Origin of the sequence: Kitasatospora setae KM-6054, from assembly GCF_000269985.1 — a bacterium.
GTDB lineage: Bacteria > Actinomycetota > Actinomycetes > Streptomycetales > Streptomycetaceae > Kitasatospora > Kitasatospora setae.
Genome location: NC_016109.1, coordinates 1107640 through 1120307, shown reverse-complemented (window position 1 = coordinate 1120307; position 12668 = coordinate 1107640). Strand labels below are relative to the sequence as shown.

Below are 12668 nucleotides of genomic sequence, written 5' to 3'. Positions count from 1 at the left end.
CCTTCGAGGCAGGGGAGCGCGCCGCGGCGCGGGCCCCTCCTCCGTCGCGTCCGACCACCAGGAGTACCAGGAGCACCAGGAGCACGGGTCGGACCGACGACAGGAGACACCCATGCCCACCGAGACCCTGCACGTCCCGACCCCGGACGGCGGACCCGGGCGGCTACGGCCGGCCGGAGCGGTGGAAGAGCGGGTCGGCGGCGACGACGCACAGGGCGTGCATCGGGTCGTCGGTGCGGTCCGGGTCGAAGAAGCCGACCCAGTCGTCCCGGTAGCTCTCGCCGCGGCGGTGGACGCCGGGGTCGGTGGCGACGGACTCGCCGGCCTCGGTCAGCGAGTCGCCCATCCAGAAGAGGAGTTCGGGCCGGGCCAGGACGAAGGACGTGCCGGCGTGCTCGGCGAAGCGGGCCGGGTGGCGGTCGGCCAGCCGGCGGACGGCGTCCGGACGGTCGGCGGGGCGCGGGGCCGGGGCGGTGACCGTCAGCGGGGCGGCGGCGTGACGCGCGGCCCGGCGGAGGGCCGGCCAGTCGGACGGGCGCAGGCCGGTGTCCTCCCGGGCCACCAGCAGGGAGGTGGTCCTGGCCTCCAGCGGGCCGGGGCCCGGCGGCGCCGGGACGTGCAGCGCGCTGCGCGGGCTGGTCGCGGCGAGCCGGAACAGCGCGCCGAGGCGCAGCAGGTCGGCCCGGCTCACGTACAGGAACGCGACGTGCGGGTCGGGCGGGTGGAAGAAAGTGCGGCTCAGCATCGGCCCGGTGTCCAGCACCTGGCCGAGGCGCATGCCGGTGGACACCGGCCGACTGCTCACCCGCAGCCGCAGCCGCATCCGCCCGCCGCCACCGCCGTCACCGCTGCCGCCACCACCGTCGCCGCTGTCCGCCATCCGCCGAGTACAGCACGCGTTCCGCCGCCCCGGCCAGCGCGTTTCCGGGAGTGCGCCGGAGTCCGGTGAGCGGGCCGCCGGAGCCGTCAGTCGAGCGGCCGACCGGTGAACAGCCGGGCCAGCGCCGGGAGGAGGGCGGGCAGCAGCACCGCGTTGCCGCGCCCCAGCGGCACCTGGAACACCGGCTCCGGGCCCCCGCCCGCCCGGTACAGCGACACGAAGCCATCCGCCACCCGTACGGGGGCCAACTCGCCCCAGGGCAGCTCCCGTTCGGTGGTCTTCCGACCGCTGCCGGTCTTCGCGCTCGCGCCCTCCCGGTCCAGCCGCAGCGCGCCGATCGACACCGCCCCGCCGGCCGCGACCACCTCGAAGTGCCGCTCCAGCAGCCGGGGTTCGACCTCCCTGCGGACCAGGTCGACCAGCGCGGTCCACTCCCGCGGCGGCTCGGCGTTCTTCCGGAAGGTGGTGAACCGCAGGTCGCCGAGCGCGCGGCCGGCCGGCCCGACCCCGAACCCGTACGTGGTGGTGTACGAACTCGGGCCGAGGAAACGGCGGGTGACGGTCCGGGAGACCGGGTAGCAGACCCATTCGACGTCGGCGAGCGCGATCGACTCCTCGCCGTACGCGATCCGCCCGCCGTCGGCGTACAGCCGCTTCCACGCGTGCTTGACGTCCACCACGGGCGCGGGTGCCTCAAGTACCGGCACCGGCGACGGCACCGATACCGGCGGCTCGGCGGCCAGGTGGCGGGTCAGCCAGGCGGGGACGGCCGGGCGCGGGTAGGCGAACAGGTCCTCGCGGTAGTGCACGGCGGCCAGCAGGTCCTCGTCCGGCAGCGGTTCCTCGCCGAGGTCGTAGTCGACCAGCGCGCCGCCGGAGCCGAGTTCCGCGTCGGCCTCCACCAGCAGCCGGTACCAGGGCCCCTCGGCGGTCCGGGCAGCCAGGTGGCGCTGGCGGCGGACCAGCACCAGCAGCTTCTCCGGGACGCGCACCACGGTCTCCCGGCGGCCGCGCCGGAAGGCCAGCCGGGCGGTCTCGGCGCCGACGGTGCAGGAGAAGACGGCGGTGAGGCTCTCCCAGCCCTTCGGGCCGAGCCCGGCGAGCTGCTGCACGATCGGGTCGAGCAGCCCGGCGGCCTGTTTGATCAGGGTGGTCTCGGCGGGCCGTCGCGCCGCGCGGGACGGGGCGGGCGGGGCGCCCGGCGGCCGGGTGGCGGCCTCCCACAGGTCGGCCTCCTCGTCCCGCAGCGCCTCCCGCTCCGGCGTCCGGCGGAGGAACGCCTCCTCGGCGCGGAAGCGTTCCCGCAGCACGGCGGGCGGCAGCGAGGTCGCGGCCTCCCGGATCCGGCCCAGGTCGCCGACCAGGAACGCCGAGCCGCGGCCGTCCGTCCGGGCCGGGTCGTGCACGTGCCAGCCGCCGGGGAAGCGCTCGGCGACCAGTGCGTCCACCGGCTGCCCGGCGCCGGTCGCCGCGATCCGCTCGGCGACCAGCCGCAGCGCCTCGGTCCGCTCCAGTTCGCCGCGCCCGCCCGGGTCGGGTTCCCCGGCCAGCGGGTGGCCGGGGTCGTCGCGGCCCGGGGCGGGGTAGTGGTGCAGCAGGTCGAACCAGAGCACCAGCTCCCCGGAGGCGTGCCGGTCGGCGTGGTCGGACAGCAGGTGCCAGCGGCCGCCGCCGTCGCGGGCGAACACCATCTGCCCGTCCTCGTGGTCGACCTGCACGTACCCGGCCCCGTGCCGGTCGCCGAACGCGCCCATCGCGGCCACGTCGGGCCGCTCGCGGTCGCTCCGGTGGCCGTGCACCGTCCCCGTCACGTCGAGCGCCATCACGTCGTACCGGCCGTACGGGTCCCCCCGGCCGTACGGCTCGTCCCGGTCGTCCTGGCCGTCCTGGCCGTCCTGGTCGTGCCGGGCCATCGGCGGTGCTCCCTCCACGCCTGCCCCGCGCGCGCCGATGCGGACGGGTGCAATGGCCAACGACCCTAGCCCGGGCCGGACGCCGCCGGGGCGGCCTCCACGGAACCTCCAACTCGCTTGTGGCACGCACGGGTTGTCAGACCGGGAGTCAGCAGGACTGGCGCACCACCAGATGGGTCGGCAGCACCACCGACCGGCCCGGCGCCGGGTCCCGCAGCAGCTCCACCGCCCGGGCGCCCAGGTCCTCGACCGGCTGGCGGACGGTGGTCAGGCCCGGCCGGGCCGTCGCCGCGGCCGGCGAGTCGTCGAAGCCGACCACCGCCACGTCGTCCGGCACCCGCCGCCCGAGCCGGCGCAGCGCCCGCAGCGCGCCCACCGCCATCGCGTCCGACGCGGCGAACACCGCGTCCACGTCCGGGTACTGGTCGAGCAGCCGGAGCATCGCGTGCTCGCCGGAGCGCGACCCGAAGTCGCCGTACGCCACCGCGCAGCGCGCCGGGTCGCCCTGGTCGGCCAGTGCCCGCCGGTAGCCGGCCAGCCGGTCCGCGCCCGCGGCGGTGTCCGGCGGCCCGGCGATGGTCGCGATCCGCCGCCGCCCGGCCCGGTGCAGCAGGTGGACGGCGGCGCGCGCGCCGCTCAGGTTGTCGGCGTCCACGTGCGCCAGTCGCTGCGACTGCGGCGGCCGCCCCAGCGACACCACCGGCACGCCCGCGGCCTGCAACAGCCCCGGCAGCGCGGGATCGCCCCACCGCCCGACCAGCAGCACGCCGTCCACGTGCCCGCCGCACAGATAGCGCACCAGCGACGGCCGGGCCGGTCCGGGGCCCGCCGCCATCACCACCAACTCCCGCTCCGGAGCCACCCGTTGGGCGCCCGCCAGCAGCCGCACCGGAAACGGGTCGGCATGGAAGCGCAGCAGGTCGGCGAACGCCACCACGGCGATCGCCCCGGTGTCCCGGGCCGTCGCGGCGGGCGCCCGGCGGCGGACGTAGCTCAACTCGCGGGCCGCGCGCTCGACCCGCGCCGCGATCTCCGCGGACACCGGCGCGGACCGGTTCAGCACCCGGGACGCGGTGGCGCTCGACACGCCCGCGCGGGCCGCGACCTGGGCCAGCGTCGGCGCCTCCACGCACGCAGCCTCGGCGTACGGCGGCTCGTACGGGACCTGGTGCTCGTAGGGGGTCGGCTGCTCGTACGGGGTCGGGAACGGGAGGGCGCCGCCCGGCTGGCGGGGGGCGCTCGTCGGCTGGGGGAGCGGGTGAACGGGCAACGCGGTCGCCCTTCCTGGCGCGGGGTGGGGGAGGCCGCTGGCCACCCGCCCGGGGCCATCGGTGACCGCACCGTAGGGTCCTGGTCGGTGGACCGTCAAGGCTTCTGACAGGACCCGCCCGCCCACCGCCCCGCCGCGCTCAGCGCTGCCGTGCTCAGTGCCGCGTGCCGTACCCGACCGGCACGGGGGTGCGCAGCGGAGCGGCGGCGTCCTCGGGCGGCAGGCGGTGGAACGGGTCGCGCCCGGCCAGCGCGTCGAGCAGGAAGTCGACGGCCGGCGCCCAGGCGTCCGCGGCCCGGGAGAGCAGCAGGTGTCCGGCGCCCGGTACTTCCAGCCGGCGCAGCGCGGTGGCCGCGCGGGCCCGTTCGGCGTAGGCGAGCGACTGCGCGGCCCCGGCCTCGCCGTGGTCCCGGTCCCCGTGCACGATCAGCGCGGGACGGCCGGCCAGCTGTCCGACCGGTTCGCCGGCCGGCAGCCACGGGGCGACGCCCGCCACCGCCACCACGCCGGGGTGGTCCGCCGCACGGAAGGCGGCCCGGCCGCCGAGCGAGTTCCCCAGCAGCGCGATCCGCACCCCGTCCCCGTGCGCGGCGCGGACCGCGTCCAGCGCCCAGCGGGTGTCGGCCAGGGTGTCGGCCGCCGGGCCGTTCCAGCCGCGGAACCGGTAGCGCAGCCGCAGCACCGCCACCCCGTCCGCCCGCCCCTCCCCGGCCAGCCGCCGCCCGGGCGCGGCCATCCCCCAGGCGGCCACCCGGGACGCCCGCCCGTGCCCGCGCACCGCCCCGCCGGGCAGCAGCAGCGCGACCCCGCGCACCGCACCCGCCCCGGCCGCTCCGCCCAGTGCCAGGAGCTCCGGCGTCCGTCGCTGGTTCCCGCTCAACTCGTCCCCCTCGTGGTCCCGGTGGTCCTCGTCGTCCCGCCGTGACCACGATCATCCGGCGGCGCGGGGCCGGCCCGGCAGTGTCGGCGGTCCGTGATCACCCATGACGGATGTCACGCGGCGCCCGCCGACGGGCGGGGGGTGTAGCGGGCGAGGAAGAGGTCGACGCCGGCGGCGATCTGGGTGGCCAGGGTGGCGGGGTCGGCGGGGGTGGTGGGGGCGAAGGTGTGGATGAGCTGGGGGATGCCGGCGGTCGCGGCGAAGAGTTGCTGGACGGCCAGGGACGGGTCGGGGAGGTCGAGTTCGCCGCGGGTGGCGAGGGCGGTGAGGGCCTCGACCAGGGGGGCGTTGTTCATGTCGTAGGTGACGCGGTACCAGAGGGCGCCGAGCTGGGGGAAGCGGTCGATCTCGCCGATGACCAGGCGGCGCAGCGACATGATCTCGGGGCGCAGCAGGATCCGGGCCAGTTCGGTGGTGTGGCGGATCAGTCCGGTCCGCAGGTCGGGCGCGGTGGCGAGGGTCGTGCCGGCCGGGGTGAGGTCCGCGTACGTCTGGGGCAGGACGCCGCCGACGACGGCGAGGAAGAGGCGCTCCTTGCTGCCGACGTGCTTGTAGACGGTGGCCTTGGAGACGCCGGAGCGCTTGGTGATGGAGTCCATCGAGGCGGCGGAGTAGCCCTCGGCGAGGAACTCGGCGAGGGCGGCGTCGATGATGGCCCGGCGCTTGCGGGAGGCGGCCTCGGACGGGTCGGGGATGGTCGGGATGCCGTACTCGTCGAGCGGGTCGCGGGGGTGGTCGGCGCTCATGGTGCGGCCCTTCGGTGGTGGGGTCGGGGGTGGCCCAGTGTATGAACTGAACCGTTCGGTCTGCAACGACGGCGGCCGCCGGACCTGCGGTGACGCCCGGCAGGACCGGCGGGCCCGCCCCGGGGGCCGCGCCGCCGAGTCGGCGGTCAGAACGGCATCCGCCCCGTCGCGCCGCGGGTGAAGTCCTGCTGGGCCTGCCGGAGTTCGGCGGCGGTGTTCATCACGAACGGGCCGCCGCGGGCCACCGGTTCGCCGATCGGCTCGCCGGCCGGCGCCAGCACCAGCACCAGCGCCTCGGCGGGGCCGCCGTCGGCGCGCACGGTGAAGCGTTCGCGGCCGGTGCCGAGGACGGCGAGGCGGCCGTCGGGGAGCGTGCTGCCGCCGGCGGTGGCGCGGCCGGTCAGGACGTGGGCCGCGGCGTTGTGGTGGGCGGGGGCGGGGCGGCGGTCTCGGTGAGCATGGCCCAACTGAACTGTACTGAGCAGTTCACTGTCAAGACTGAACCGTTTGGTTGACAAGCTGAACTGATCCGTTTAGTTTTCTCGGCATGACCGCAACCAAGATCCTCGCCATCTCCGGCTCGCTCCGCGCCGACTCGCACAACACCCGGCTGCTGCGCGCCGCACAGAAGCACACGCCCGCCGACCAGCAGATCGAGATCTACGACGGCCTGCGCGAACTGCCCCCGTACGACTACGACCTGGACACCCCCGAGCTCCGCCCGGCCACCGTGAGCGAGCTGCGCCGCAAGGTCCAGGAGGCGGACGGACTGCTGATCGCCACCCCCGAGTTCAACTACTCGATCCCCGGCGTGCTGAAGAACGCCCTCGACTGGCTGAGCACCGACTGGACCCGCACCGAGGGCCTGCCGCTGCACCGCAAGCCCACCGCGATCCTCGGCGCCGCGCCCACCAACTTCGGCTCCGTCCGGGCCCAACTCGCCCTGCGTCAGGTGTTCGTGTGGACCGAGAGCGACGTCGTGGTGAAGCCCGAGGTGATCGTCTTCCGCTCCCACGAGCGCTTCGACGCCGAGGGCAACCTCACCGACGAGACCACCGTCGGCCTGCTCCAGGGGCTGCTCACCGCCCTGCAGGAGAAGATCGACGCCCGCTGAGCCCCGCCGCCGGCCACTTCGCGCCGGAGAGCCGCGGCCCCGAAATCGCCGCACTCATCCGGGAGTTCCTGGTCCGCGTCCGCTGAGCGGGCCGCCCGCCCCGGGACCGCCCGCCCCGCCGACCGCCGACCCCGGCGGAACCAGGACGGAAGGCGGGACGGCCGGCGCCGCCGCTCACCCGTCCGGTCCGCCGGGGTCGCCGCCCGGCGGGGGCGCCGGAAAAGTGGCGGAGAGCGCCGGGCGGAGCAGGCTGGAGAAGCGGGCGGCCGGCAGCAGGCCGGCAGCAGGCATGGCAGGCCGGACGGACCGGACGGACCGGACGGACCGGACGGGTGAGCGGGGGAGCACCGAGCGGAGGGAGGAGGGCCGCGGTGGACGGGCGACCTGAGCAGGCCGATCGGGGCGAGTCCCTGCGCCGCACCGTCGAGCGGTTGCGCGGGGAGCAGCGCCTGGTCCGGCCGGTCGAGCCGCCGGGGCCGCCGCCGATCGTCCCGGAGGAGGCGCTGGACCCGGAGCTGGCCCGGCCGCCGGACCCCGACCTGCACCACCTGCTCGACGCCGTCCCGCAGCCCGCCGTGCTGGCGGAGCCGGTGCCGGGTGCCGGCGGGGGCGTCCGCGACCTGGCCGCGGTGATCCTGAACGAGGCCGCCGTCCGGCACCCGTTCCACCCGGGCCCGGCCTACCAGGAGGCCGGCGCGGGCGGTGGCATCTCGCTGCGCGAGGCGTATCCGGGGCTGTGGACGGCCGCGTTCGCGGACGCCGTCGCCGAAGTGCTGCGGACGGGGCTGGCGGCCCGGGCCGTCCCGGTGCGCTGGCGTGCGGTGCTGTCCGGCGGCCGCACCCGGCTGCGGCACGAGCGGGTCACCGTGCACCGGCTGGGCCGCCGGCTGCTGCTGGTGTGGCCGGACGACCGCACCGAGCAGATCGCCCGCGCCGCGCAGCGGATCGCCCGGGTCGGCTGGGCCGAGTGGGGCCTGCGCGACGGCCGGCTCGACATCTCGCCCGGCCTGGCCGTCCTGCTCGGCCTGCCGCCGGACACCGCCGTCGTCCCCCCGGGCCGGGCGCTGCGCCGGGTCACCGAGACCGCCCGCCCGGCCCTCTACCAGGAGCTCGACCGGCTGCTGACCACCGGCGCGGACATCGACGTGCTGACCGAGCTGTACGGGGTCGGCCGGCCGCGCCGGATCCGGCTGGTGGCCGAGGTGGTGCGGGAGGAGGACGGCCCGGTGGAGGGCCTGCGGGCGGTGCTGCAGGACGTCACCGAGCTGTCGGAGAGCCGGCGGCGGTTGCGCGAGCAGGAGGAGGAGACCGAGCGCCAGGCCCGCCGCGCCGACGCCGAGCACCACGTCGTCCAGCGCCTCCAGGAGGCCCTGCAGCCGCACTCCGCCGTCCTCACCGGGCTCGGCGTCAGCACCGCCGCCGCCTACCGCCCGGCCGAGGCCGGGGTCGGCGGCGACTGGTACAAGGTGCGCCAACTCCCGGACGGTCAGGTGCTGTTGGCGGTCGGCGACGCGCGCGGGCACGGGCTGGACGCGGTCGCCCTGATGTCGATGCTGCGGCACGCGCTGGCCGGGCTGGCGTTCACCGGCGCGCTGGTCGAGTCGCTCGGCGGCTGGCTCAACCGGATCGCCTGCGACGAGGGCGACGAGGCCACCGCCACCGCGGTTGTCGCCCGCTACTACCCGGGCCGGCGCCTGCTGCGCTGGATCTGCGCCGGCCACCCGCCGCCGGTCCTGCTGCGCGACGGCCGGGTCGAGCCGCTGGAGGCCGACGTCGGCCCGCCGCTCGGCGTCCTGCCCGAGGTGTCCTACCGCGCGGTGGAGACGTACGTCCGCCCCGGCGACACCGTGCTGCTGTACACCGACGGCCTGGTCGAGCGCCGCGACCAGGACATCGACGTCCGGATCGAGGCGCTCTGCGCGGCCGTCCGCAAGCACGCCGTCCGGGACTGCGCGACCGGCCCCGACCTGCAGGAACTGGTGGACGCGGTGGTGCGCGAGATGTCCGGACCGCTCTCCGAGGACGACGCCACGCTGCTGGCGTTCCGCTTCGACCGGTAGGCGGATCCGGAGCGTCCGCCCCGCCGGCACCGGGGGAGGCGGCGCGGCGGGACGGACGCGGTCGGGGCCGGGCCGGGGCCGGTCAGTCGTGCGGGACGACGGCGACCGGCGCCTGCGCGTGGTGGATCACCGCGTGGGCGACCGAGCCCAGCCTGCTGCCCAGGCCCAGGGTGCGCCGGCGGCGGCCGACCACCACCAGGTCGGCCTGCTCGGACGCCTCGACCAGCGCGGCCGCGCCGCCACCGGTGCGGACGTCCTCCAGGACCAGCGTGCGCGGGTACTTCTCCCGCCACGGGGCGACCGCCTCGGCGACCATGCCGACCGCCAGCGCGCCCAGCTCCTGCTGCTCGGTCTCGATCGGGATCCACCCCGCGTACCCGTAGGTCGGCGGCAGCTCCCAGCCGTGCACCACCCGGACCCGGGCGCCGCGCAGCCGGGCCTGCTCGAAGGCGAACTCCAGCACCGCGTCGTTCGGCTCCAGCGCGTCCAGGCCGACCGCGACCTCCGGCTCGTGCGACGGCTGCTCCGGGCGGCCCTCGCGGACCAGCACCACCGGCGCCGCCGACCGGCCCGCCACGCCCAGGCTGACCGAGCCGACCAGCAGCCCCCGGAAGCCGCCCAGGCCCCGGGTGCCGATCACCAGCAGCTGCCCCTGCCCGGCGGCCGCCGTCAGCCCGTCGATCGCCGCGTCCGGCACCAGCTCGCCGGTCACCTCCAGGCCCGGGTAGGCGGCCCGCAGCTCCTCGGCGACGTCGCCGAGCATCGCCTGCGCGCCGCTCTCCAGGTCGTCGGCCTTCACCAGGTCGTTCGCCTTCCGCCCCAGGTAGGGCCAGGCGTGCAGCAGCCGCAGCGGGGCCTCCCGCCGGCCGGCCTCCTGGGCGGCCCAGTGCGCGGCGGCCCGGCTGCGGACGGACGCGTCTACTGCGGCGAGAACGGGACGAGTCATGGCAGTGCCTTCCCTGTGCTTCCCCGCGCGGCTTCCCTGCGCGGCTTCCCCGTGCGGACCCCCGTCGCCCGGCGCCGGGGGTCCGGACCGGGGCGGGGTCGTGGCCCACTCTGCTCCCGCCCGCGCGGGCCCGCCAGGGTCGGCGGGCCCGGCCGGGCAGGGCCGTTGGTCCCGGATTCGAGCCTCGAAGCGGGGTTCGAAGGTCCGGTCGGGGTCCAAGGCCCCTGCCCGGAGCGGCCCCCGATCCCGCACCATGGAGGTACCGACCGGACCGGGCGTCCGCGAACGTCCAGGGCCGCCGGCCGGACCGAACGACCCACGGGAGGTGACCGAAGTGACCACCGACCACGCCCCGGCCCCCGGGACCGCGCTCGCCCACCGCTTCGCCGACCGCCTCGCCGACCTCGGCCTCACCGAGGCGCAGGCAGCCGCCCAGGCGGGCATGTCGACCGCCTACCTGCACCGCGTCCTGGAACTCGGACGCGACTTCGACCCGCCCGCGCTGCTCCGGCTGGCCGCCGTCCTCGGCCTGGAGTACGAGGAGCTGGTGGCCGGTCGACCCGCCGAACGGGTGAAGCGCCCGGACGGCCCCGCCCTGGTCGGCCCGCCGGTCCTCGGCGAGCTCAGCGTCGCCGAGTGCTGGCAGCGCCTCGGCTCCAACGGCCTCGGCCGGATCGCCCGCACCGGGCCGGACGGGCCCGTGGTGCGCCCGGTCGGCTACCTCGCGCACGACCACACCGTCCTCTACCGCACCACCGAGGACGGCCTGCTCGCCCCCGGCCCCGGCGGCGACGCCGCCTTCGAGGTCGACCGCGCCGACCGGGACCTGCACGAGGGCTGGAGCGTGCTGATGGTCGGCCCGCTCGACTACGTCACCGAACCGGCCCTGCTCGCCGAACTGCCCAAACCCCCCGCGCACGGCCGCTGGGTCCGGCTCACCCCCACCACCGTCACCGGACGGACCATCCGGGCGGCCGGCGGCCGGGCCGCGGCGTAGCCGTCCCGACCCGGGGGGACCGGGCGGAGCGGAAGTCCGCCCGGGCCCCCCGGGAGAAGCCCCCCGCCCCCCGCCCGGCACCGCGTCCACGGGCACGCGGCCCCCGATCCACCCGCGGAGCGATCCGCGGCCGGGGCGGCTCCGAAGACGAGGGAGAAGAATCGGAGGGGGGACAGGGGGCCGACCGGAGGAGACGACGTGCGCTGTCTGGTGACCGGTGCCACCGGGTACCTCGGCGGGCGACTGGTGCCCGAACTGCTCGCGGACGGGGCCCGGGTGCGCTGCCTGGTGCGCGACCCCGCCCGGCTGCGCGACCACCCCTGGCGGGCCGCCGTGGAGACCGCCACCGGCGACGTCACCCGCCCCGAGACCCTGGACGGGGCCTTCGACGGCGTGGACGTCGCCTACTACCTGGTGCACTCGCTCGGCACCGGCCCCGACTTCGAGACCGTCGACCGGGACGCCGCCCGGGCCTTCGGCCGCGCCGCCGCCCGGGCCGGCGTCCGCCGGATCGTCTACCTCGGCGGCCTCGTCCCGCCCGACCTGCCGGAGGGCGCGCTCTCCCCGCACCTGCGCTCCCGGGTCGCCACCGGCCGGGCGCTGCGCGAGGGCGGCACGGCCGTCACCGAACTGCGCGCCGCCGTGGTGATCGGCTCCGGCTCGGCCTCCTTCGAGATGCTCCGCCACCTCACCGAGCGCCTCCCGGTGATGGTCACCCCGCGCTGGGTCGACACCCGGATCCAGCCGATCGCCGTCCGCGACGTGCTGCGCCTGCTGACCGCCGCCGCCCACCTGCCCGACGACCCCGGCACCGACCGGGTCTTCGACGTCGGCGGCCCCGAGGTGCTCACCTACCGCGCCATGATGCAGCGCTACGCCCGCGTCGCCGGCCTGCACCGCCGGCTGATCCTGGCCCTGCCCGTCCTCACCCCCTCGCTCTCCTCGCACTGGGTCGGCCTGGTCACCCCGGTGCCCGGCGGGCTGGCCCGGCCGCTGGTCGAGTCGCTGCGCCACGAGGTGGTCCGCTCCGAGCACGACCTGGAGCGCTGGATCCCCGATCCGCCCGGCGGCCCGATCGGCTTCGACCGCTCGGTCGAGCTCGCGCTGCGCCGGGTCCGCGACGACGAGGTGGCCACCCGCTGGTCCTCCGCCTCGCTGCCCGGCGTGCCCAGCGACCCGCTGCCCACCGACCCCGACTGGGCCGGCGGCAGCCTCTACCAGGACGTCCGGGAGCGCCGGGTCGACGCCCCGCCCGAGGCGCTCTGGCGGGTCGTCGAGGGCATCGGCGGCGAGCACGGCTGGTACTCCTTCCCGCTCGCCTGGGTCGTCCGGGGCCTGCTCGACCGGCTGGCCGGCGGCGTCGGACTGCGCCGCGGCCGACGTTCACCCGGACGGCTCAGGGTCGGCGACTCGCTCGACTTCTGGCGGGTCGAGGAGATCGAACCCGGCCGGCTGCTCCGGCTGCGCGCCGAGATGCGGCTGCCCGGCCTCGCCTGGCTGGAACTCACCGTCACCCCCGACGGCACCCGCTCGTGCTACCGCCAGCGCGCCCTGTTCCACCCGCACGGCCTGGCCGGGCAGCTCTACTGGTGGTCGGTCGCCCCGTTCCACGCCGTGGTCTTCGGCGGGATGGCCCGCAACATCGCGGCCCGCGCCGAGTCCGACCCGGAGGCCGACCGGACGGCGGAGCGGCCCCACAGGTAGAGACCTCACCGGCGACCCGACCGGGGGGTTGGTTGCGGAGACACCCCCGGGACGAGATATCTTGACATCAAGACGTTGCAGACGTGGAAGCTGGAGCT

At 77.0% G+C, this 12668-nt stretch carries 11 protein-coding genes; 4 read left to right on the top strand and 7 right to left on the bottom strand.

The window, feature by feature from the left end:
• Nucleotides 1-163 precede the first annotated feature (163 nt).
• From KSE_RS04905 to KSE_RS04875, 6 genes are all read right to left on the bottom strand, one after another.
• Entirely contained in the window at nt 164-880 is a 717-nt protein-coding gene (locus KSE_RS04905) for a hypothetical protein (RefSeq protein ID WP_197540700.1), read from the bottom strand.
• An 86-nt stretch (nt 881-966) separates the two neighbouring features.
• The gene (locus KSE_RS04900; RefSeq protein WP_014134164.1) at nt 967-2793 is read right to left on the bottom strand and encodes a hypothetical protein; all 1827 of its coding nucleotides are present in this window, start codon (nt 2791-2793) and stop codon (nt 967-969) included.
• 148 nt (nt 2794-2941) lie between these two features.
• A complete protein-coding gene (locus tag KSE_RS04895) occupies nt 2942-4063 on the bottom strand; it encodes a LacI family DNA-binding transcriptional regulator (protein ID WP_014134163.1) in 1122 nt (373 codons plus the stop codon).
• Between the two features lie 154 nt (nt 4064-4217).
• On the bottom strand, nt 4218-4943 hold the full coding sequence (locus tag KSE_RS04885) for a dienelactone hydrolase family protein (protein WP_014134162.1): 726 nt from the start codon (nt 4941-4943) through the stop codon (nt 4218-4220).
• Between the two features lie 113 nt (nt 4944-5056).
• Nucleotides 5057-5749, bottom strand: coding sequence for a TetR/AcrR family transcriptional regulator (locus KSE_RS04880; protein WP_014134161.1), 693 nt, complete (start codon nt 5747-5749; stop codon nt 5057-5059).
• A 146-nt stretch (nt 5750-5895) separates the two neighbouring features.
• Nucleotides 5896-6216: a pirin-like C-terminal cupin domain-containing protein gene (locus KSE_RS04875; RefSeq protein WP_014134160.1), complete on the bottom strand. Its 321-nt coding sequence runs from the start codon at nt 6214-6216 to the stop codon at nt 5896-5898.
• An 80-nt stretch (nt 6217-6296) separates the two neighbouring features.
• On the opposite strand from KSE_RS04875, the gene KSE_RS04870 reads away from it, so the two are divergent.
• Nucleotides 6297-6863 carry an NADPH-dependent FMN reductase gene (locus KSE_RS04870; RefSeq protein WP_014134159.1) on the top strand — a complete coding sequence of 189 codons (567 nt, stop codon included), beginning with the start codon at nt 6297-6299 and terminating at the stop codon, nt 6861-6863.
• A gap of 371 nt (nt 6864-7234) precedes the next feature.
• The gene (locus KSE_RS04865; RefSeq protein ID WP_014134158.1) at nt 7235-8923 is read left to right on the top strand and encodes a PP2C family protein-serine/threonine phosphatase; all 1689 of its coding nucleotides are present in this window, start codon (nt 7235-7237) and stop codon (nt 8921-8923) included.
• Nucleotides 8924-9005: 82 nt separating this feature from the next.
• On the opposite strand, the gene KSE_RS04860 is transcribed toward KSE_RS04865, so the two are convergent.
• Entirely contained in the window at nt 9006-9869 is an 864-nt protein-coding gene (locus KSE_RS04860; protein WP_014134157.1) for a universal stress protein, read from the bottom strand.
• A 334-nt stretch (nt 9870-10203) separates the two neighbouring features.
• On the opposite strand from KSE_RS04860, the gene KSE_RS41960 reads away from it, so the two are divergent.
• Complete coding sequence (locus tag KSE_RS41960) at nt 10204-10866, top strand: helix-turn-helix domain-containing protein (protein ID WP_051055101.1); 663 nt, start codon at nt 10204-10206, stop codon at nt 10864-10866.
• Between the two features lie 198 nt (nt 10867-11064).
• Nucleotides 11065-12570, top strand: a complete 1506-nt coding sequence (locus KSE_RS04850; protein WP_014134155.1) for an SDR family oxidoreductase — start codon at nt 11065-11067, stop codon at nt 12568-12570.
• The last annotated feature ends 98 nt before the right edge of the window (nt 12571-12668 follow it).